Source organism: Thainema salinarum CENA647 (assembly GCF_057732415.1).
Window position 1 is genome coordinate 1,518,623 of sequence record NZ_JBYJZJ010000022.1, and the last position, 22,843, is coordinate 1,541,465.

General features: G+C 51.0%; 16 protein-coding genes. 9 read left to right on the top strand and 7 right to left on the bottom strand.

The window, feature by feature from the left end; genetic code table 11:
- Nucleotides 1-138: 138 nt before the first annotated feature.
- Nucleotides 139-1,602, bottom strand: coding sequence for an ammonium transporter (locus tag AC286M_RS13540; protein WP_488204890.1), 1,464 nt, complete (start codon nucleotides 1,600-1,602; stop codon nucleotides 139-141).
- A 716-nt stretch (nucleotides 1,603-2,318) separates the two neighbouring features.
- Here AC286M_RS13540 and AC286M_RS13545 point away from each other — a divergent pair.
- Nucleotides 2,319-4,805: an ATP-dependent Clp protease ATP-binding subunit gene (locus tag AC286M_RS13545; protein ID WP_488204891.1), complete on the top strand. Its 2,487-nt coding sequence runs from the start codon at nucleotides 2,319-2,321 to the stop codon at nucleotides 4,803-4,805.
- Between the two features lie 55 nt (nucleotides 4,806-4,860).
- Here the strand turns inward: AC286M_RS13545 and AC286M_RS13550 are convergent, their stop codons facing one another.
- From AC286M_RS13550 to AC286M_RS13565, 4 genes are all read right to left on the bottom strand, one after another.
- Complete coding sequence (locus AC286M_RS13550; protein ID WP_488204892.1) at nucleotides 4,861-6,513, bottom strand: ABC transporter substrate-binding protein; 1,653 nt, start codon at nucleotides 6,511-6,513, stop codon at nucleotides 4,861-4,863.
- A gap of 173 nt (nucleotides 6,514-6,686) precedes the next feature.
- Entirely contained in the window at nucleotides 6,687-7,598 is a 912-nt protein-coding gene (locus tag AC286M_RS13555) for a glycosyltransferase family 2 protein (protein WP_488204893.1), read from the bottom strand.
- 18 nt (nucleotides 7,599-7,616) lie between these two features.
- Nucleotides 7,617-7,943 (bottom strand): aminotransferase class V-fold PLP-dependent enzyme, encoded by a 327-nt coding sequence (locus tag AC286M_RS13560; RefSeq protein ID WP_488204894.1) that lies wholly within the window; start codon nucleotides 7,941-7,943, stop codon nucleotides 7,617-7,619.
- The gene (locus tag AC286M_RS13565; protein WP_488204895.1) at nucleotides 7,901-8,842 is read right to left on the bottom strand and encodes an aminotransferase class V-fold PLP-dependent enzyme; all 942 of its coding nucleotides are present in this window, start codon (nucleotides 8,840-8,842) and stop codon (nucleotides 7,901-7,903) included. Before AC286M_RS13565 ends, AC286M_RS13560 begins: the two co-directional genes overlap by 43 nt.
- 571 nt (nucleotides 8,843-9,413) lie before the next feature.
- On the opposite strand from AC286M_RS13565, the gene AC286M_RS13570 reads away from it, so the two are divergent.
- From AC286M_RS13570 to AC286M_RS13585, 4 genes are all read left to right on the top strand, one after another.
- Nucleotides 9,414-11,069 (top strand): TM0106 family RecB-like putative nuclease, encoded by a 1,656-nt coding sequence (locus tag AC286M_RS13570; RefSeq protein ID WP_488204896.1) that lies wholly within the window; start codon nucleotides 9,414-9,416, stop codon nucleotides 11,067-11,069.
- Nucleotides 11,070-11,666: 597 nt separating this feature from the next.
- Nucleotides 11,667-13,028, top strand: a complete 1,362-nt coding sequence (locus AC286M_RS13575; RefSeq protein ID WP_488204897.1) for a nicotinate phosphoribosyltransferase — start codon at nucleotides 11,667-11,669, stop codon at nucleotides 13,026-13,028.
- Nucleotides 13,029-13,138: 110 nt separating this feature from the next.
- Nucleotides 13,139-13,741 (top strand): nicotinate-nucleotide adenylyltransferase, encoded by a 603-nt coding sequence (locus AC286M_RS13580; protein ID WP_488204898.1) that lies wholly within the window; start codon nucleotides 13,139-13,141, stop codon nucleotides 13,739-13,741.
- On the top strand, nucleotides 13,702-14,442 hold the full coding sequence (locus AC286M_RS13585) for an NUDIX hydrolase (RefSeq protein ID WP_488204899.1): 741 nt from the start codon (nucleotides 13,702-13,704) through the stop codon (nucleotides 14,440-14,442). The genes AC286M_RS13580 and AC286M_RS13585 overlap by 40 nt, the downstream gene beginning before the upstream one ends.
- Before the next feature lie 91 nt (nucleotides 14,443-14,533).
- Here AC286M_RS13585 and AC286M_RS13590 read toward each other — a convergent pair whose 3' ends face one another.
- Nucleotides 14,534-16,015 carry a DUF3370 domain-containing protein gene (locus tag AC286M_RS13590; protein WP_488204900.1) on the bottom strand — a complete coding sequence of 494 codons (1,482 nt, stop codon included), beginning with the start codon at nucleotides 16,013-16,015 and terminating at the stop codon, nucleotides 14,534-14,536.
- A gap of 171 nt (nucleotides 16,016-16,186) precedes the next feature.
- Between AC286M_RS13590 and AC286M_RS13595 the strand changes: the two genes are divergently transcribed.
- From AC286M_RS13595 to AC286M_RS13610, 4 genes are all read left to right on the top strand, one after another.
- Complete coding sequence (locus AC286M_RS13595) at nucleotides 16,187-16,462, top strand: hypothetical protein (protein WP_488204901.1); 276 nt, start codon at nucleotides 16,187-16,189, stop codon at nucleotides 16,460-16,462.
- Between the two features lie 359 nt (nucleotides 16,463-16,821).
- The gene (locus AC286M_RS13600) at nucleotides 16,822-18,039 is read left to right on the top strand and encodes an IS256 family transposase (RefSeq protein ID WP_488202914.1); all 1,218 of its coding nucleotides are present in this window, start codon (nucleotides 16,822-16,824) and stop codon (nucleotides 18,037-18,039) included.
- Nucleotides 18,040-18,077: 38 nt separating this feature from the next.
- Nucleotides 18,078-19,196 (top strand): aromatic ring-hydroxylating dioxygenase subunit alpha, encoded by a 1,119-nt coding sequence (locus AC286M_RS13605; RefSeq protein ID WP_488204902.1) that lies wholly within the window; start codon nucleotides 18,078-18,080, stop codon nucleotides 19,194-19,196.
- A 277-nt stretch (nucleotides 19,197-19,473) separates the two neighbouring features.
- Nucleotides 19,474-20,526: a hypothetical protein gene (locus AC286M_RS13610; RefSeq protein ID WP_488204903.1), complete on the top strand. Its 1,053-nt coding sequence runs from the start codon at nucleotides 19,474-19,476 to the stop codon at nucleotides 20,524-20,526.
- 103 nt (nucleotides 20,527-20,629) lie between these two features.
- Here AC286M_RS13610 and psaB read toward each other — a convergent pair whose 3' ends face one another.
- A complete protein-coding gene (gene psaB, locus AC286M_RS13615; RefSeq protein ID WP_488204904.1) occupies nucleotides 20,630-22,843 on the bottom strand; it encodes a photosystem I core protein PsaB in 2,214 nt (737 codons plus the stop codon).

A 22,843-nucleotide genomic window follows, 5' to 3' on the forward strand; every position in this document is an offset into this window, starting at 1 on the left:
ACTGATGCAGTTCGGCTCCATTTCGCTCTGCCTAACAGCGCCCCTACCTCTCCCGCTCATCCACTCATCCACCCTCCTACCCTCCCACTCCCCCTTCATAGTTCCCTCAACTCCTCTACAGCGCTTTACGCCTCACCCCTACTGCATCTTCCTCGCCTCAAAGAAATCCTCAAAGAACCCGCCGTACGCCTCCATGCCGTGCTCACTGATGTCTAAACCGCGTACTTCCTCAATTGTGGACAGCCGGATGCCGATGGTGACTTTTAGGGCTAACCAAACAATCAGACTCGTGACGGCAGTAAAGCCAAAAACCGCGATCGCACCCACCAACTGAGCGAACAACTGCTGTAGTCCACCGCCGAACAATAGACCTGCGAGCGGGCCATCGCTATACCAGGAGTAGATGCCGGGGCCAACGCTGAACAGACCAACGGCCAGGGTGCCCCAAATGCCGCAGATTAGGTGGACGGAGATGGCTCCCACCGGATCGTCCACTTTCAATTGATCGACGGTTGTCACGGAAAAAACGACGATGATGCCTGCGATTAAGCCAATCACGGCTGCACTACCGATGGCGACAAAAGCGCAGGAAGCGGTAATGCCAACCAGACCAGCCAGAACGCCGTTAATAATCATGGTTAGGTCAGGCTTGCCGAGATAAATCCACGAGGTGATGGCGGCACTCAGTCCACCTGTAGCAGCAGCCATATTGGTGGTCAAAATAATGTGGCTAATGGCTTCGGGGTCAGCGGACATGGTGGAACCGGGGTTAAAGCCAAACCAGCCCAGCCAGAGGATGAGACAGCCCAGAGTCGAAATCGCCAAGTTATGCCCCGGCATGGCAATGCTGTTTTGGCCCTGATAGCGACCGTAGCGGGCACCCAGCAAGATCGCACCGACCAGTCCGGCACAGCCACCGACGGAATGGACGACCGTTGAACCCGCAAAATCTGAAAAGCCCAGTTCCGACAGCCAGCCGCCGCCCCAAACCCAGTGTCCGGTGATCGGGTACGAGATACCCACCAGAATTAAGCTGAAGATGACAAAGCTGATGAATTTTACCCGCTCGGCCACGGCTCCAGAAACGATGGTGGCGGCTGTTCCCGCAAAGGCGAGCTGAAAGAAAAACTTGGCATTGAGCGGAATACTGACCCAGTCTAATGCGGCAAATACGCCTTCGTAGTCAGCTCCTGTAGCGGGGCTGTTGTCGAGTCCACCGAGGAAAAAGCCATTGGCTCCGAAGAAGGGCGTGCCGTTGCCAAACATAATGGCGAAACCAATTGACCAGTAGGCAATAGTGGACAGGGCGAATACAATCAGGTTTTTGGCCAGCAGATTAACAGCGTTTTTACTGCGACAGAATCCCGTCTCCAACATGCAGAATCCCGCATTCATAAAGAAGACCAAAATACCCGCGAACAAGACCCACAGAGTATCAACGACAACGCGCCAGCTTTCCACACCTTCAGCGACTTCGGGTTCCAAGATATCTGCGGTTTGAGCCACAACGCTGGAGCCGCAAGCCAGCAGGATGCCAATCGTAAATAGCAACAGCAAGACTGATGTAGAGGATAAGCGGCTGAATTGCCCGATAGACCCCATAGATTGAGTAGATTGGGGTTTAGGTTCGGGATGAACAGGATAGTTGGGATTCGGGTAGATACGATGAGAACAAGAATTGCGATCGCAAGTTGTCATATGAAGTAGATGAACATTCCAAAACAGCATCATGCACGCTGACTAGCGGTAACACTAGCGCCACTAGCACAGTATTATTCATCACCTCATACACTGAAACTGCACTGCATGCGACTGATCGGCACCCAACTTGTTAAAGTTTTTGAGAACTGCCCAACTAAGCGACTGGGCGATATGAAACATTACTTATATAATGTGAACCCAAAGCAACAATTTACATAAATTAATGTCAAATTTCACCCCAGGCAAGCTAAGGAATGCTGCTGATTATGTCCAACAGGGGATTTGAATGTCCAGGCTGATCCCCGAGAATATGAACAGAAACACAGGTAAGCGTGTTATCGGAACTGTCATCTGCGACGGAAACTGTCTGTAATAGGCCATAACCTGAATTAAATCTGGGTTATATCCAAATTAATATCCACTTAAATCACCTATCCAAGACCCATCTAAGACCCAGTGGCTGGCGAATACGGTTCTCCCTACTGCCAGTTCCAGAGAAATCTTAGTAGATTAGTTTTAGACAGTTACAAATAGTTACAAGCGCTTAAGAACATATAAAGGCGTGCTTGGCCTCTCGCCAACAGCCTGTAGCAACATCGGCTGAGGATATCTAACGAATGTTTGAATACTTCACAGACAAAGCAATAGCAGTCGTCATGAAGGCACAGGAGGAGGCTCGGCGACTTGGTCACAATTTTGTGGGAACAGAGCAAGTTTTACTTGGTTTAATCAGCGTCTCAAATGGGATTGCGTCTCAAGTGCTCGACCGACTGGGGGTACGCTTAGAAGCTGCCAGGGTCGAAGTTGAGAGCATCATTGGTCGCGGCGCGGGACGCGTCCCCTCCGAAATTCCCTTCACTCCCAAAGCTAAGCGAATTTTTGAGCAGGCTGTTGAGGAATCGCGTCGGCTGGATCATCGCTACATTGGGCCTGAGCATTTGCTGCTAGGACTAACTCGCGATCCAGAAACGGTAGCCGCTCGGGTGATGCAGAATCTGGGCGTAGAACTAGCAGAAGTGCGACGCCAGGTGATTCAAGCTATTGGCGAAGAACCGGCAACGGCTGCTGTCGGTAGTCGCGCAGAACAACGCAACCCATTTGGGCGTAGTCAGCGCTCCAACAAAGTTTTGGCGGAGTTCGGAGTCGATCTCACTGAAAAAGCCGCTCAAGGCAAATTAGATCCCGTTGTGGGTCGTCAAAAAGAAATTGAGCGCGTCATCCAGATTCTAGGCCGACGCACCAAGAATAATCCCATCTTGATTGGTGAACCTGGCGTCGGTAAAACTGCGATCGCAGAAGGACTAGCCCAGCGGATTATCAATCAAGATGTCCCCGAAACCATGCAGGATAAGCAGGTAATCCAGCTTGATATGGGTCTGCTGGTTTCTGGTACCCGCTTCCGGGGCGATTTTGAAGAGCGTCTGACCAAAGTTCTGAGTGAGGTACGCGAATCTGGCAACATCATTTTGGTGATTGACGAGATTCATACCTTGGTTGGAGCAGGTTCGCTAGACGGTGGTTTAGACGCATCAAACATGCTGAAGCCCGCTTTAGCACGAGGTGAACTCCAGTGCATTGGTGCCACGACGCTAGATGAGTACCGCCAGCACTTTGAGCGTGACGCAGCCCTAGAGCGCCGCTTCCAGCCTGTAAAAGTGGGTGAGCCGACGGCCCAGGAAACCCTGGAGATTCTCTACGGTCTCAGAGGTCGCTACGAACAGCATCACCGCTTAACCATCTCCAATGAAGCCTTAGACGCCGCCGTCAAGCTGGCTGACCGCTACATCACCGATCGCTTTCTGCCCGATAAGGCAATTGACCTGATTGATGAAGCGGGTTCGCGCGTCCGCTTACGCCACGCGAAGAAGTCCGCTAAAGGCGAACTGCGGCGCGATCTGCGTAAAGTCGCTAAGGAACTGAACACAGCCGTGCAGGTGCAAGACTTTGAGAAAGCCAGCGAACTGCGCGATCGCGAAATTGAACTGCAAGGCCAGATCCAGGCTGAGACTCAAGCCTCAGAAGCTCCACCTCAAGTCATGCCCGTAGTGGACGAAGAGGACATCGCTCACATCGTCGCTTCTTGGACAGGCGTTCCCGTTACGCGGTTGACAGAATCTGAATCAGCCATGCTGCTGCATTTGGAAGATACGCTGCATGAGCGCCTAATCGGACAGAATGAGGCTGTCTCTGCGGTAGCTCGCTCCATCCGCCGGGCTCGCACAGGCTTGGGCAATCCAGAGCGGCCAATCGCCAGCTTTATCTTCTCTGGCCCTACAGGTGTGGGCAAAACCGAGCTAACCAAAGCCGTAGCCGCTGCTGTCTTCGGCTCAGAGGACGCGATGATTCGCCTCGACATGTCCGAATTCATGGAGCGCCATACGGTATCCAAGCTGATTGGTTCGCCGCCGGGATTTGTCGGCTATGACGAAGGTGGTCAGCTCACAGAAGCCGTCCGTCGTCGGCCTTACACAGTGCTGCTGCTCGACGAAATCGAGAAAGCGCATCCAGACGTGTTCAACACGCTGCTGCAACTGCTCGATGATGGCCGCCTGACAGACGCTAAGGGGCGCGTGGTCAGCTTTAAGAACACGATTGTAATCATGACCTCCAACATCGGTTCCCGCGTCATCGAGAAGGGTGGCGGTGGTATTGGCTTTGACTTCACCGATTTGGATGCCTCTGAAACTCAGTATCGCCGTATCCAAGAAAAAGTGAATGAGGAGCTAAAGCAGTACTTCCGACCTGAGTTCCTCAATCGACTGGATGAGATCATTGTCTTCCGTCAGTTGACCAAGCCAGAGGTGACTCAAATTGCCGATCTGCTGCTGGATCAGGTGATGAACAATATCACCGATCGCAATATCACGCTGGAAGTCAGCGATGCTATGAAAGAGCGGATTATTGCTGAAGGGTATGATCCGAGTTATGGCGCTCGTCCGCTCCGCCGTGCGATCGCACGTCTCATCGAAGACAATCTAGCAGAAGCCCTGCTAGAAGGTCGCGTCAACGACGGTGATACAGCCGTTGCAGATCTCGATGATGATGGCAACGTGTTGATTCGGTCCGCCAAAGAACCCGCCTTGATTGGCGCACGTCAGCACTAATGCCCTAGAAACTTACGGTAACGAAAAGGGACGCGGTATCCGCGTCCCTTTTGCTTTAGTTTTTCTCAACGGTTTCAAAGGGTTCGGAACCGAGAGGACTAGGCACCCAGCCTTCTATGGTTGAACGTTGAGCCAGCAGCGGCTGTGAGTGAACGATGGGAATTCGCACCGCTTCTTCAAATAAGATTTCGTCTACTTCGGCGTAATACTCTTGTCGAGCTGCTTCATCGCTTTCAGCCCGTGCCTGATTGAGGAGTTCCACCACGCGGGGATTGCTCCAGTTGCTCAAGTCAGCCGTCGCTCCCGGCCCAAAGTGAGCATAGTAGAAGTTGTCCGGGTCGCCATAGTCACCAGTCCAGCCCAGCATAAACGACTGGAAACCGGGTGGCGTATTGCGGTCTTCTAGGTACGCGCCCCAGTCTTTGGTTTGCAGATTAACGTTGATGCCAATGGCGCTTAGTTCAGCCGCAAAGGCTTCAGCAATCGGCTTGGGATTTGGGAAATAGGGGCGACTGACGGGCATGTACCACAGGTCTAAATCAAAACCGTTCGCATAACCCGCATCTGCCAATGCCTGTTGCGCCGCTTCGGGATTATACTCATAATCCGTTACGCTATCGGACTGATAATCAGTCATTGAGGGCGGCGTGAAATGGCCGTCAGTTTGACCAAGTCCCTGCCAGAACGCTTCAACAATTTCGGTTTTATTAATGGCTTGAGCAATTGCCTGCCGCACGGCTGGTATCGCCAGCGGTTCATAACCGGGATTAAGCGATAAATACCCGACGTTGAACGAAGGTCGTAAAACCGCTTCCAGATTGCTATCGGTATTGATTTCAGCTTGCTGATCGGGCGTCAGCTCAACTGTAAAGTCAATCGTGCCCGCCCGCAGCTGGGCTAGACGTGCCGCCGGATCTTCGACAAACGTGATCACCAGCTGTTCCACTTTGGGCAAATCGGCTTTCCAATAGTCGGGATTCGCGCTGAGGGTAATCCGGTCGCCTGATCGCCAGTCTTCAAAGACAAATGGGCCAGTACCCACTGCCACGGATGACGGTGTGCCATAGTCAGCTCCAGCAGATTGAATCGCGGTGGGGCTAGCGATACCGAAATAGCCAGATGCGATCGCAGCCGGAAACGCCGCAAACGGCTGCACTAAGACAAACTCAATCGTATCTGGATCAACGACCCGCAGCTCTTGCAAAATCGACTCTGCCGTTCCTTTAAACCCACCGAAGAGATACGCCCAAATTTCGTAGGTCTTACCGCTGTCTCGATAGCCATACTCAAACCCTGGATCCCACCAGCGATTGATGTTAAAGGCTACGGCATCGGCATTAAACTCCGTGCCATCGTGAAACTGTACGTCCGATTGTAGATTCAGCGTCCAGGTCAGGCCATCATCCGACACTGACCAGTCGGTGGCCAAATTCGGCTCTAGCTCAGCCGTACCCGGTGCAAAGTCAATCAGCCGATTGTAAATTTGCTCCTGGACAATGATCGAGTTGCCGTCGGTAATGTTGCCCGGTTCTAAATTCACGGGCTGACCAGCAGAGCCAAAGACCAAGGTACTTGTCGCCGCAGTTGAGCCTGCACGGCCAGAGCTGTCGCTCGTCGGGGGTGTGCCATCACAATTGGTGAGTGCGATCGCAACTGCGAGAGTCATTACTGCGATCGCAACGAATCGAAATCGTTTGAATAAAGCCATAGCGTTGAGGTCGAGTCCGGTAATAGTCTTCCTTCGTGAATGCTGTACGGCGGTACTGCCAACCCTTCACCCCCTCATACCGCAGCCATGCAGGAAGCCTAATGAAAACTAATTTTATTTTTGTAAAAGACAGACGTTGCACGCGTTTCACAAAAATTGGCTTTTAGTGGCTGTTAGATCGAGTGCTGCTGACGCAGTGATAGTGCTCGTCGCCCCAGTGACCCAATCGTTTTTACCCACTGCTTGGGTGGACAGTAGCGCACAAAGGTATACAGCAACGGTGGCAAGAATAAATGAGATTTCTTGTGCAACAGTGCATAACTTAGACCGCGCAGGCTCTTCAAGTCGAGTCGTTTTTGCTCAACTGAAAAGTCGTTATACAGCACCACATGGGGAGCCACGTAGGACTGAATGCCAACCCGATTCGCTCGCATCATCAGCTCAGAGTCGGCATGATAGTGGGGCAGCAGCCAATCATTATATAAGCCAATGCGGGTAAACACGCTGCGATGAATCAGGACGCCATTGCCGGGCAGCGCCTCAACTTCCCGCACAGGCTGCGCCCAAATTTCAGCCGGAACATCCGCTTCTCGCACATCACAATAGGCCAGCGTCAAAAAGGCGGCACTGCCCCAGTTGGAATAAGTACCCAGTGACCAAATGCGATCGCGTTCAGCCAGGTAGTTAATCCGGTTGCCCAAAATTAGGCAGTGATGGGTCTGCGCCAGTCTGACCAGCTGTTCGAGGTGATCGGTCGCGAAAACGGCATCGTCATTAACCGTGAAAACATAGTCACAGTTGGTCTCTAGAGCATGGCGCGCGCCGGCATTGGTCGAGCCTGCCCAGTAGCACTGATCGCTCACTTCAATCACAGTGACATGGGGAAAATGCTGACACACTCGTTCCGGCGTCCCGTCCGATGAGTGGGCATCTACAATAATCACCTGCAAGTGGGGATAGGTCTGATCTGCGATCGCACTCAAAAACCGCTGTGTTTTCAGCCAGCGGTTGCGCGTCGGCACCACAACCCCGACTTTGGGCATTACCAACTCTGAATCAGACGGAGCAGCCGCAAATGAGTTCATCCTCTTATTTCTCCAGCGTTATTTCTCCAGCGTTGCCACAATCGTCTGAATCTGTTCAACTAGCTGGTCAAGTTCAGATTCCAGCGTGAAGTAGTGCACACAGGCTCGTACACAGTTTGGATCCAGAATGGTTCGCAGCATAAAGCCATTTTGTTCCAGCTGGCTGACCAGTTGCGTATGTAAACCAGGCGCACGTTCGGGTGTAGTTTGAACTTGGAACGACACAATCCCGGCTGCCGGTGCGGCCTCCCGCAGACAGTGAATCGCCGGAATCTGCTGCAATTTTTGCCAAAGATAGCGGCTCAAGTCGCACATCCGCTGATAGCGTTCTGTGGCGGTCCCCATTGATCGTGAGTTGCGATCGCACTCACCAATGCCGGATAAAGCGCATAGTCAGAAGTTGCCACTTCATACTTCTCACCCGAATCCTTCCAGCCCGTGGGATGACCTGCCGAATTCTTGATCAGGCCACGCCAGCCAATATAGGTTGGATGCAAATGCGATCGCGCTTCGGCGCTGACATACAGACCACCCAGCCCCGCAGCACTGCACAGCCACTTGTGGCCCGTAAACGCATAAAAATCAACTCCCGTCGCATCTAAATCAAGCGGCAAGGAGCCGACGGACTGGGCCGCATCTGCAAGAACTCGCACTGGCTGACCGAGATAATTTTGATGCTGGTGGCAGACTCGCACAATTTCCGTCAGCGGCAGCACCTGTCCGGTATTCCACAGCAGATGGCTAAGCGCGACGAGGCGAGTTTTAGGCTGTAGATGGTCTGCAATCACCGTCGCCGGATCACCTTGATTGAGCGTATCCATAATTGGGCAGGTGGTTACCTCAAGGTCAAAACGCCGCTGGAGTTCTTGAATCGTGCCCAAGACACTGGGATGTTCGCAGTCAGTGATCAAAATATGGTCGCCTGCCTGCCAGTCAAACCCCCAAAGCGCAATATTGCAACCGACGGATACATTTTCGGTTAGCGTCATTGTCTCTGGAGAAACGCCCAATAAATCGGCTAACGCCTGCCGCAAGGTTTGAGTTTGCTGACTAATCCATTGGAACACTTCAGCGTTAAAGGGGCCAGATCGCTGAATCTCTAGATGCCCAGCCTGAATCGCATCAAGGGCTAACTGAGGCATCGGGCCTTGGCCACCGTAGTTAAAGTAGGCTTTATTGGCAAGAGCCGGAAACTGCTGACGATGAGAGGTCAAATTAGAAATAGCAGTCGGTGAAGTTGGCATATTGGCTGGCATATGTATTACAAATTGTGAAAGTTTAAGACTTGCTTAGTTACGCTACCGTAGTTTTCTGCTGCTTGTGATGCCCCTTTCGATCTAGGATATTGGTTACTGAATCAGCCAAATAAGAGGCTGAGATTTGATGTTCCCAAATGGCTGGATACCTTGATTTAACGGCACTATCGCCGCCCAAGGTCAGCAGCGAAACTTGTTTCAAGGGAGCTAGAGCTACAGGGTTTTCGCCGTTACTAAATCGACAGCATGGTCATCAGTCGGCATCACGACGTGTAGAGGATAACAGGCAAAAATTGTAGAAGTACGCTATCTTCTGAGATAAGTGGAATAAATTGGCAATTTTGTCAATTCTAGAAAAGTCGATTCCTAACGAAACCGCTAGGTTTTGATATAAAAGCTCTGAACTATACGCTGAAGTACAAGACTTTTGTGATGCAGGTTGGCTGTCTACACTGCAATTTAAATATGGTACGGAGGTTGAAACGGTCGCGATTATGGCAACCGCCGTTTCCCTTCTTTGGGGCTGTCCATCGGACTGCGACGATCAGTCCTCAGCATCTTGTCTGTTAGTCCCCAGCCGTTTAAAGACCGAGAAGCTGAGTCCCGCATCTCGGCTTCATACTTTCCCCTGCGATCGCTACAGGCTTGTCCCTCTTCTCCCCCTTCAATTGCTGATCTGTTCGACCTGCCGACCACAGCAAAGCGCTGGATCACGCACCACCTTCTCTTTCATTTTCAACGCTGCGATCGCAGAGCGTTTCTTGACCTTTACGGCGACCCACAGCAGCAAGATCCACCCAGCGATTATCTCGCCAAAATCAAACAGGACAGCATAGCCCATCGGCAAGCCGTTTTTGAGCAGGCTCCCATCCAGCGACCGCAATATCAGCAGGGTGACTGGCTCACCGGCGCAGAAGCCACGTTTGGCCTGATGCAGCAGGGTGCCGAACGCATCGCTCAAGCCGTCCTGATCAGTCCCGGTTTTGACAACAATTTACCTCTAGTCAGCGTGCCAGATTTGCTTATCAAGCAACCTGGCACGTCGATTTTTGGTGACTGGTACTACGTTCCGGCTGATATTCGCTATGGTAAACGTCCCAAGCGGGACTACCAAATCACGGCTGCCTTTCATGCTCATTTGCTGGCAGCGATTCAGCGTCGCTGGCCCGAGCAAAGCTGGCTAATTTTGCGGGAACAGCGCTGGTATGCGGTAAATCTAGAAGATGTTTTACCGCGGCTGTACGAGGTGCTAGAAAGCTGCATCGAAACAATTCAGACACCACACACCGCGCCAGAAGTCTTCATTGCTCATAATCGCTGCGACCTCTGCCGCTGGTATAGCCACTGCTACGAAACTGCGATCGCAGATCGCCATCTCTCCCTTGTTCCCGGCGTAACGCCCAGCCGCTATACCCAGTTGCAAAAGCTGGGCATCGCAACCCTGGCTGACTTAGCCGCTACGTCACCGGCACTGCTCACCCCAATGCCGGGATTTGGCGCACCTGTGGCGCATAAAATGGTCGATCAGGCCCGTGCCAGCTTGGAGAACCGAGCCATTGCCCATACGATGACATCCGAGCAGCCCCATTTTCCGTTGGCCCCCAAAGATCTTCCCACGGCAGATGTGGAGCTATATTTTGATATTGAGTCTGCACCAGAGCACGATCTGGTCTACCTACACGGTGTTTTAGAAGTCAACCGGGCCGAAAATCGCCAAATCTTCCACGCGCTGCTGGCAGAAACAGCTGCAGAAGAAGAACAGGTGTGGCAGGATCTGCTTGACCTGTTTGATCGGCATCCCTACGCACCGATCTATCACTTCTGCCCCTACGAAGCCCAAACGATGCGGCGATTAGCGGAAAAGTACGATGCCTCACCCGCTCACATTGACTGGATTGTCGATCGCTTTGTTGATTTGCACCAGCTTGTCACGACAACGGTGACGCTTCCTGTCGAAAGCTACGCGCTGAAACACATTGCTCGCTGGATCGGCTTTGACTGGCGCGATGCCGATGCCAATGGGGCTCAGTCCATCTGCTGGTACGCCAACTGGCTAGAGACTTGCGATCGCACTTACCTCGAAGCCATCCTCCGCTACAACGAAGACGACTGCCGCGCTACGTATCATCTCAAGGATTGGTTGGTCGGTTTTGCCCAGCAATTTTGGCCAACAGAACATGAAAGAGCAGCCATTCAATCCATCAAAATATCGTAGCCATCTCCATACGGCAGAATCCAAACCAGTTGAGCCCGTCTTCCATAGGGGCTTGAAATATCTGAATAGCTATGGATCCAAATCCGCTTGATTCTTTGGATGAAGCAAACGGCTAATTGCCCCTACCGAAATTTTTCGGTTCATTCGGCAAATTGGGATAGATGATGTAATACATGTTGCGGCGTGACGCCTCATCGATAAAAATTTGAACTAATTTCTATCCATCGGCATACGTATTTTATTGAATTCAACCAAAACTCGCATGTAGCCAATCTGCTCGTGAACCGGACTGTTTACGACGCTGCTTTGTACCAATCCAAGCATTATCTATTCAAAAAGCTGACAGAGAAGCATTTTAATTTCTAGCCTTGAACGTTTAATGGCTTGGCCAAATGAAACTAGGAGCTTAAGGACTTCGGGCATTTTTATTCTTGATGGAGGTAGACAGGATTAATTTTGGTTGTTATAACTATAAATAAGATCAGCATTTTTATCTGAATCTAAACAGCATCTTTGGGCAGCGTGTTTCTCAACCGCACGCCTTCTCAACCGCACGCCCAATTTGCCATCACTTGCTACACGCCGAGGACATCCATTATGACTCCTTCCCTCGTTGTTACCCCACAGGATTACAGCCTGCTCACCGACCTGTATCAGCTAACAATGGCTGCTTGCTACGTTGGCGAAGGGTTAGATCAGCGCCGTGCTAGCTTCGAACTCTTCACGCGTAAGTTACCCAATGGGTTTGGCTACCTGATTGCAATGGGTCTAGCCCAAGTGATGGACTACATCGACCATCTTCATTTTGACGCCCAGCAAATCCAGGCACTACAGGAAACGGGCCTCTTCGATCAAGCTCCTGATGATTTTTGGGCAAAGCTAGCCGATTTTCAGTTCGGCGGCGATGTTTGGGCCATGCCGGAAGGAACGGCAGTTTTTCCCAATGAACCCTTGTTACGGGTTGAAGCTCCGCTTTGGCAGGCGCAGCTTTTGGAAACCTACGTGCTAAACACGATTAATTACCAAACACTAGTTGGGACACGGGCCGCCCGGATGCGCCACGTCGCAGGTAATGATGCCAAAATCCTCGAATTTGGGACGCGACGAGCCTTTAGTCCCCAAGCCTCCGTGTGGGCAGCCCGAGCTGCGATCGCAGGTGGCTTAGATTCCACATCCAATGTTCTGGCAGCCATTCAACTGGGTCGTAAACCCAGCGGCACAATGGCCCATTCCCTCGTCATGTCTCTCTCTGCTTTGGCAGGCACAGAATCCGATGCCTTTGACGCCTTTCAGCGCTATTTTCCCACCGCTCCGCTGCTGATTGATACCTACGACACGATAAATGCTGCCACAGAACTAGCGCGACGGGTGCGAGAAGAAGGACTGCAGGTAACAGGTGTACGGCTCGATTCTGGTGATTTAGTTGAACTCTCCCAAAAAGTGCGATCGCTGTTGCCCGATATCACCATCTTTGCCAGCGGCGACCTCGACGAATGGGAAATTGCCCGCCTCAAAGCGGCCGAAGCCTCGATCGATGGCTACGGTATCGGCACCAAACTGGTCACAGGCGACCCCGTCAACGGTGTTTATAAAATCGTCGAAATTGACGGCATCCCGGTCATGAAGCGCTCCACCGACAAAGTCACCTATCCCAGCCGTAAGCAGGTTTTCCGCCAACTGCAAAACGGTAAGGCCATCGGCGATCGCTTAGCCCTGATCGACGAAAGTCCCAATGCTAACGAAATCCCCCTGCTGCAACTGGTGTACCAAAACGGTCAGCGAATTCAAGCACCTGACCCACTAGATGCGATCGCACAGCGCACCGCCGCCACTGTCGCCAGCCTCCCCGAAGCCATTCACCGCCTAGATAATCCCGACCCATACCCCCTCCAAATTTCTGATGCTCTAGAAACCTGCACTACCCAAACCCGCCAGCACACCGAAAAACTAATGAGCTAATCAAACAGGTTACGTAAGGGCGAATAGCCATTCGCCCCTACTCCCCCCATCTCCCCTGCTCCCTTCACAGCCCTTCCACTCTCCTACCCTCCCTCTAACCTCCGACTCCCATGCTCCACATCGCCCTCTTCGGAACCAGCGCCGACCCCCCGCATCGCGGCCATCAGATGGTCTTGCGGTGGCTCGCCAATCGATTCGATCTTGTGGCCGTTTGGGCATCCGATAATCCCTTCAAAACTCACCAAACACCGCTGGCCGATCGCAAAACTATGCTGCGGCTGCTGATTGCCGAGCTAAACGAGCAAACCTCTGGCAAGATCGGTCTGTATCCAGAACTGAGCCATCCTCGTGCGATCGCAACTGTGGAGCAAGCAAAAGCACATTGGCCGGAGGCTGAATTTAGTTTTGTAATTGGGTCAGACCTGCTGCCACAGTTACCGCGCTGGCATCGGATCGAAGATCTCGTCCATCAGGTTAAGTTCTTAATCATTCCTCGTTCTGGTTATCCCATTCACGACCATGATCGGAACAGGCTAGAACAAATGGGCGCTCAACTCCAGATTGAAGATATCGTTGGCCCCGATATCTCCTCTACCCGCTATCGAGAAGCCGGAACCGAGGAGAGCGTCACAGCCCCCATCCAGGATTACATTCAACAAAATCAGTTATACGCATGCCAGGATACCTCGAACAAAAGAACATCAGTGCGGTAACGAAACCGCCGCTTGCCGATTTCAAGGTAGGTGTGGATAATGTCATCTTTTCAGTAGATACCAGTCAGAATCGGCTGATGGTGCTGCTGGTCATGCGGCATGATGATCCATTTTTTGGCCAATGGAGCTGTCCCGGCACTCTAGTCCGTCAAGGAGAATCGCTGGAGGATGCCGCCTATCGGGTGCTATCCGAAAAAATCCGCGTTCACAATCTCTACCTGGAACAGCTTTATACCTTTGGCGGTCCCGATCGGGATCCCCGCGAAGAAATCTATGGAGTGCGTTATCTATCAGTCAGTTACTTTGCCTTGGTGCGGTTTGAAGATGCTGAGCTAATCGCTGATGGCGTGGGCGGTATCGCCTGGTATCCGCTAGAGCAAATTCCTCAGCTCGCATTCGACCATAACGAAGTGGTGGCCTACGGCTATCGTCGCCTACGCAACAAATTGGAATATAGTCCCATTGCCTTTGATGTACTACCGGAACGGTTTACGCTGGGGGATCTCTATCAGCTTTACACCACAGTTCTAGGCGAAGGATTTTCTGACTATTCCAACTTCCGTACCCGGCTCCTGAAGCTGGGTTTTTTAACCGATACGGGTGAGAAGACGTCCCGAGGGGCTGGGCGACCAGCAAGCCTCTATCAGTTTGAGGCAGAAGCGTTTGCAAAAGTGAAGGATAGGCCGATGGTGTTTATTTAAAGAGAAAACGGGCAAGGTGTTGTGGTAGGCATGTCTACCACAACACCTTGCTACTAACGAAGGGGGATCGGACAGGGTCAATAGTGCTCACCTATGGGGTTTCCAAGGCTGTTGTTGCTTGAGGTTCAGTGGTTGAAATAGTCAACACCTGTGGTGGGGTTGAATCGGGAGGATATAAGAACTGTACCTTGACTAACCGAGTTTCATCGGGTTCCAAATTGAGCTGAATTAGGGGATCGCCCTGCTGCCCCTGACGCTGCGTCAAATGGATGTACTTAACCTGCGATCGCCCGTCATCATCCTCATAGAGAAACATGACGGTGCCCCGGAAAAAGACATTGGGATTGGGCGGCTCCAAAAATGCCAAACCATCTTCTAGCTCTTCATTTTGCAGCGGCGTTTCCACCGATAACATCACGGTTTGGGACTGATCGGTATCGTTGTGCAGCGGCAAGTCCAAATCATATTCAATACCGTAGTTTCCGTGGGCTCGATGAGCTGTATCGGGATAGCGCACCAGCATGGGCGCACTTTGCACCTGCCCTGTGCCAAACGTATTGCGATCAACGGTGCTCAGGACATAGGAAACATGATCGCCTGCATCCGGAATCGCCAGCCGATCATCCTCGGTCGTCAGTGTTCCCTGCCAGTGCGAGCCTTCAGCGACTCCAGCCACACGACCATATAAAAATGGATCTGCATCTTCATCGTCCGGATCAGTGGGTGCCCGATCGCGAGGGCCAGCTAGATCTCCCTCTTTGAGGAGGGTCAGCCACTCGCTGAGACTCGGTACTCGTTCAATCCCATCTTCGTCGAGGGGCGCAAACATCGCCAGGCTAGCGATATGCAGCGGCCCATCACTACGCAGTCGCAGTAGCGTCGAACGAGCATTAATGCGCGTCACATTGGGGTTGGCTTTGGTTAAGTCTGCTGGCGGTAAAAGCGCACTGCCTTCGGCTAAGGAACCATTGACGGCCACATCAAGCTGCCGCAGCGGAATCGGCACATTCATCAGCAGATGATTCTCACCCGGCGGAATTTCGATTGTTTGGAGCCAGTACCGCTGACTGCGATCGCGCAGCATGTCATTCATTAAACGGCTACCGGGGCCAGAAAACTGCGTTCCCAATAAATTGGGTTCCGTATCATCCAGCTCATGCCAAGGAGACTCTTGACTCAGATAGCTGGCCCCCTCCGTGATCACTAGTGTGACGGGTTCATCGCTGGGATTGTAAATTACGACCCCTTGGTAGAGGGTACGCATGTCACCTGGACTGGCATTGCGCACAACGTGGTGAGCAAACAGATCAAATCGCCCTTCAAACACGTAGTCCAAATGCGCTTCAGGAGCGTCCATGTCGTCACCTGGAAAGGTAGACAACAAAATTCCTTCCTGCTGAACCAGCTCTGGACTATTACTGTTAAACACGGGAACATCATCCAGTTCTCCTGGCAAGGCATATACCTCTTGTTCCCGAACAACAGTCTGAGCCTGGGCTACGAGCTGCATCTCAAGATCAATCAGAGCCGGTGTACTCGCTACCAAACCCAACAGCGGTAAAAACGAAAGCATAACCTCAACACCACACCACGTTAAGCAAAAATGCTGCTGTCTACCATACCATCCCTTTTGCCTTCTTATAGAATGATTAAGCAGAACGGCAATTCATTCTTCGGGATCAGGAATTAGACACACGCGAATTCGCTACGATAAAGGCGAAAAGACACCATACTGCTCTCACTCATGCCAAATCAACTTCCGGATGAATCGCCCTACACATCGAATGGTCAGCCAACTCAAACTGATCAGTATCAGCTCAACGGTAAAGGTTTAAATCGGAATTCCACAGAACAAGAGGATAAAAAACTCCAGGGCTTTCAGCAGCAAACGAAGCGAGTTCTCTTAACGCTGCTGGCTGCTGGACTAATCGTTGGCGCACTGCTTTCAGTGCTGATTATTGGGGCAATGCAGCGTTTTGACTTATTGGACAATCAACCGCAGATTGAGCAGGGGGAGTGAGCAAGTGTCAGGCTGCAAAGGGCTGTAAACGGCTGTAGAGGCTGTAAAAGAAAGTACAAGATAGAAGAAAAAGGAAAAAACGGGGCGAGGGGACTTTAAGAGGGCTACAGTATTGTGGTGCGGCATACATAAGATTGGCAGATAAGAAACCAGATAAGCCACTATCAATTGCGATCGCACAAGCTGGTAACTCGTTACAATCCCGGTCTACACATTTATTGATCCGAATATGGTGCAGGAAAAGTCAATCAACGCTCAAGACCCTTCAACGACTGATCCGTTGGAGGGATTGTAAATTAGATTGTGTCAAAGGTCAGAGATGAGATCTAATGAACTATTGAACCTAAGAGACTCGTACTATGACTTTTCGACCTGAACTCCTGGATGAATTGCTTAAAGGCTATCAGAATCCCGAAGACCTGCTGGGGGATGGAGGGATTCTTAAGCAGCTCACGGCGGCTTTGGTGGAACGCTGCTTGAATGCGGAAATGAAAACCCATCTGGACGAGCAACAGGCGGAGCCTGAAAGCGACGTCAAGCCAACTCGTAACCGCCGCAACGGCCACAGCAAGAAGACCATCAAAGGGGAGTTTGGAGAAGCTCAAATCAATGTTCCCCGTGACCGCAACAGTGAGTTTGAACCCATCATCGTCAAGAAGGGGCAGACCCGCTTCGAGGGCTTTGATGACAAGATCTTGTCCCTCTATGCCAGGGGCATGAGTACCCGTGACATTCAGGCTCAACTGCAAGACCTGTATGGCGTTGAGGTCTCAGCCGGGCTGATCTCGAACGTCACGGATGCGGTTGAAACGGAGCGTAAAATTTGGCAAAATCGCGCGCTCGACCCGGTTTATCCCATCGTCTATTTTGATGCCATCGTGGTCAAAGTCAGACAAGACGGGCGGGTGATCAACAAAGCGATTCACTTGGCGCTTGGGGTTAACTTGTCTGGCACCAAAGAACTCTTGGGGATGTGGATGACCCAGAACGAGTCTGCCAAATTTTGGCTTCAAGTGCTCACAGAGCTGCAAAATAGGGGTCTCAAAGACATCTTCATCGCTTGCTGTGATGGCCTCACTGGCTTTCCCGATGCCATTGAAGCGGTCTTTGCTCAAACCCAGGTGCAGTTGTGCATTGTTCACATGGTACGAAATTCACTCCGCTATGTGTCCTACAAAGACCGTAAGGCGGTTGCAGCAGACCTCAAGCTGATTTACACGGCCAGCACTGAGACTGAAGCAGAGCAGCGCTTAGTTGAGTTTGCCGAGCAGTGGGACCAGCAATATCCAACCATTAGCAGGTCTTGGCTTCATCATTGGCAGCGGATTATTCCCTTCTTTGCTTTTTCACCGGAGATTCGTAAAGCAATCTATACGACCAATGCGATTGAATCGATGAATATGACTCTTAGAAAGGTGATTAAAAACCACCGAGCTTTTCCAACCGATGAATCTGCCCTAAAAGTTATCTACTTGGCAATTCAAAATATTGCCAAAAAGTGGACCATGCCCATTCGCGACTGGAAACCCGCTCTCAACCGCTTCGCGATTGAATTCAGCGATCGCTTTCCAACTTGAGTTTTTACCTTTGACACAATCTATTTGACATACCCCCGTTGGAACGAAATTCAGAATTAGACAACGAACTAGATAGCCCAGCATTGAACGCGATCGCACCTCCAGCCTCTTCATCTCTCCCGCCCCCCAACCGCATTCGCCAACTCGGCATTAACCTCAACCACTGGTACGTTGTCGCCCAACGGAAGGAGCTTCAGCAGCAGCCCATTGGCATTACGCTTTGGTCTCAGGAAATCGTCCTCTATCGCGATCGCAGCGGGCAAGTTCATGCGCTCGAAAACCGCTGTCCCCATCGCCACGTCAAGCTTAGCCACGGTCAGGTTGTTACTGACCACCTAGAATGTGCTTACCACGGCTGGCAGATTGATGCAGATGGTCACTGTGCCCATGTGCCCTATCTGGCCGACAATCAAAAGCTGCCTACCTGCCAGCTCCGCCGCTATCCGGTGCGGGAGCAAGATGGTTTTATTTGGCTCTTTCCAGGTGAGGTTGACTTGGCCGATCAGGTTAAACCGATGGGCCTGCCCGAGTGGGATGAATTGAATTACATTGCCTCGTTTGCCGTGATCGACACGCAGGCGCACTATTCATTCCTGATTGAAAACCTGATGGATATGTATCACGGCCATCTGCACCAGGACTATCAAGCCTGGGCTGATCCAGTATTACAGGACATTGACGTAAGTTGCGATCGCGTTGATGCCCATTACCAAGCGCAGAGCTATTACAAAATCGACAAAATCTGGTCAATTTCCCAGCTCTTTTTCCCCAGCCTGCGTCGTTTGCATCCCGAACCGCTAGATGTCAGCTACGTTTATCCTCACTGGGCATCGCGTTTGGGCGACGATTTCAAGATTTACTGTTTGCTGTGTCCAATCAGTGAAACTCACACTAAGGCTTATCTGGTTCACTTCACGTCGCTGAACGCTTTTCACCGACTGCACAAGTTACCGATTCCGTTTCGTCGATTTGTGCGTGACAGTTTGTTCGGCTCAGCACGTAAGCTGCTTGAAGGACTCATTGAGCAGGACATTTTGATGATTGAGGAGGAGCAGCAGTTTTTTGCAAAGCACCCCGAGCAATGCGGCTATGAGCTGAATCGAGCGTTAATTCAAGTGCAAAAACTGATGCAGCAGCAAGCTTTAGCGACAAAATAGAGGCATCGAAAACGGCTGCTTTAAAGTGCGATCGCACCTACTCACCCTAAATCACAAAGATTTTAATCTTGAGTGCGATTGCACTTGCGAAACCAAAACATCGCAATGGACGCACGTTTGAATCGCTAGGGTTACGTCCAGAGCAATTGATGATTCTACACTTTAAACTAATATCACCCGATGCAAAAACTGAAGTGGTTACGGTTTAGGTAAGAGTCATGTATATAGAGATGAATGGTTAACATGTACTTATTACATACAACCTCTTGCGCATAAGATGAACCGTATCGAACTATTAGAACTCATAAGAAAAGCACTCGATCTTGCTCTGACTTCAGATGTTACGCTTCAACATCTGATTGAAGTTGCAGCCAGAGTAGCCGAGCATCTTGATGATCTAGAAGCCAAAATTTGGCTTATCACAGAAAGAGATACATTAACTGAAGAGGAACGCAAAAGATTTAGGATGCTACTTGCTCAGAGATTGGGCGAGCAGGAAGCTAGCATTCGGTGGGAGCAATGCATAGAAAAATACATTTCATCACGTAAGATTGAGGATTCTGAGGCTGAACTTATGAAAGTTCAAAAGGGAATGTCTTTAGGAATGAACGTTGTAGAAATTGAAAACTCAATTCAGTTTCTTGAAGCAAAAGTGAGCACAATCAACAGATATTCTCCAGCAAATATCTCTCCCGAAATGGCTCAGAAATGGTTTATGTCGAACTTAGAAAGTTTTGACACATGTAACCTTTCGATTCTTTTTCGTAGAAAGGTTCTCGGACGTATCAGGAGAAAAGTGATTGATTACCTCACTGTAAGCGAGGCTAAGCTTTGGTTTGCTGCCGAAGCGGAAAGTATTTTTGTTGAGCCAAGTAAGACAATGGAAAATTGGCTTGAATCAAATGCCCCGCAGGGGCTAGAACAACTCAAAACTTCGCATCGGCGATTAGAAGAAGGAACTTCAGAAGCACGATCACATGCTCTTACTTCTTTGCGTCGCCTGATCAAAACCGTTGCAGACTTTCTCTATCCACCTAAGGAAGAACCTGTACAATGCGCCGATGGTAAGATTCGAGAGTTGAGTGATGATAAATATCTCAACAGGCTACGTGAGTTTGCTGCTGTACGCATAAACTCCAAAACTTCTAAAGAGCTGATATTTAGTGCTTTTGACGATCTAGATCGCCGATTAAACCTTGCGTATGATCTAGCTTGCAAGGGTGTTCATGCTGATGTAACAGAGTTTGAGGTCAGGCTATGTTTTATGCAGACTTACTTTTTACTTGGAGAAATGCTTGCATTGCAAGAAAGTGAAGCAATAAATGCATAGCTCTAAATATCATGCAATCTTCCGAAACGATATTAACCAATAATCAAAACCCCCTCCGGCGAACCGGAAGGGGTTTTTAGTTATCTAACTAAGATTAGTTAGGCTAACCGAATCGAGCAGTGGTCGAAGCGATTAGGAAGGCAGCGTAGGTCAAGACATATCCCACCGTAAAGTGAGCTAGACCAACTAAGCGGCCTTGAACGATGGACATAGCAACTGGCTTGTCCTTCCAGCGAACCAAGTTCGCCAGAGGAGTGCGCTCATGAGCCCAAACCAGGGTCTCGATGAGTTCTTGCCAGTAACCCCGCCAGGAGATCAGGAACATAAATCCAGTTGCCCAAACCAGGTGTCCGAAGAGGAACATCCAAGCCCAGACCGACAGATTGTTCATGCCGTAGGGGTTGTAGCCATTGATTAGCTGAGAAGAATTCAACCAGAGGTAGTCACGCAGCCAGCCCATGATCGTCACAGAGGACTCATTGAACTGAGCGACGTTGCCCGACCAAACGGACAGGTGCTTCCAGTGCCAGTAGAACGTAACCCAACCAACCGTGTTCAGTGCCCAGAACAGCGCTAGGTAGAAAGCGTCCCATGCGGAGATATCGCAGGTACCGCCCCGACCAGGGCCATCACAAGGGAAGCTATAGCCGAAGTCCTTCTTGTCCGGCATCAGCTTGGAGCCGCGAGCATCCAACGCACCCTTCACAAGGATCAGAGTGGTGGTGTGCAGACCCAGTGCGATCGCATGGTGAACCAAGAAGTCACCAGGGCCAATCGTTAAGAACAGCGAGTTTGCACCGCTATTGATGGCTTCCAGCCATCCATCCAGCCAAACATTGGCATAGTTTGGATACGCTGTGTATGCCACACTGTCAGGATTCGACAGCAGCGTATCAAAGCCATACAGCACCTTACCGTGAGCACCCTGAATCCATTGTGCGAACACAGGTTCGATCAGGATTTGCTTTTCGGGAGTACCGAAGGCTTGCATTACGTCATTGTGGACGTACAGACCAAGGGTGTGGAAACCCAAGAAGAGAGAAACCCAGCTCAGGTGAGAAATGATGGCTTCCTTATGCTGGAGAACCCGATCCAAAACGTTGTTCTTATTTTGCTCTGGATCGTAGTCCCGGACAAGGAAGATCGCACCGTGAGCGAATGCGCCAACCATGATGAAGGTGGCAATGTACTGGTGATGGGTGTACAGCGCAGCCTGAGTCGTAAAGCTCTTCGACATGAAGGCATACGGCGGCATCGAGTACATGTGCTGAGCAACCAGCGAGGTAACAACTCCTAGAGAAGCCAGTGCCAAAGCGAGCTGGAAGTGTAGAGAGTTGTTTAGGGTGTCATAGAGACCCTTGTGGCCTTCACCAAGCTTGCCACTAGGTGGCTTGTGGGCACTCAGGATTTCCTTAATGCTGTGGCCAATCCCGAAGTTGGTGCGGTACATGTGACCGGCAATGATGAAGATCACTGCGATCGCAAGGTGGTGGTGAGCCATATCCGTGAGCCACAGGGACTCAGTTTGAGGATGGAAGCCACCCAAGAACGTCAAGATAGCCGTTCCCGCACCTTGAGACGTACCAAACACATGGCCAGCCGTATCAGGATTTTGTGCATACACGCCCCAGTTCAAGGAAAAGAAGGGGCCTAAGCCAGCGGGATGAGGCAATGTAGACAGGAAGTTATCCCAACCCACATGCTGACCGCGAGACTCAGGAATCGCAACGTGTACCAGGTGTCCCGTCCAAGCCAAAGAGCTGACGCCGAACAGACCAGCCAAGTGGTGGTTCAAGCGAGATTCAGCGTTCTTAAACCAGCTCAAGCTGGGGCGGAACTTAGGCTGTAGGTGCAACCAGCCAGCGAACAGGAAGATGGCCGACAGAATCAGGAGGAAAATAGACCCCATGTAAAGGTCGCCATTGGTTCGCATACCGATGGTGTACCACCAGTGGTAAACCCCAGAGAACGCGATATTCACGGGGCCAGAAGCGCCAGCTCGGGTAAAGGCATCTACCGCAGGCTGACCGAAGTGAGGATCCCAAATCGCATGGGCGATGGGACTAACATTTAGCGGATCAGTGACCCACTGTTCGAAGTTTCCTTGCCAGGCGACGTGGAACAGGTTGCCAGAAGTCCACAAGAAAATGATGGCCAGATGACCGAAGTGAGAAGCGAAAATCTTTTGATAAAGATTCTCCTCCGTCATGCCATCGTGGGTCTCAAAGTCATGAGCAGTGGCAATCCCGTACCAAATCCGACGAGTAGTCGGATCCTGAGCGAGGTCCTGGCTAAATTTGGGAAATTTAGTTGCCAT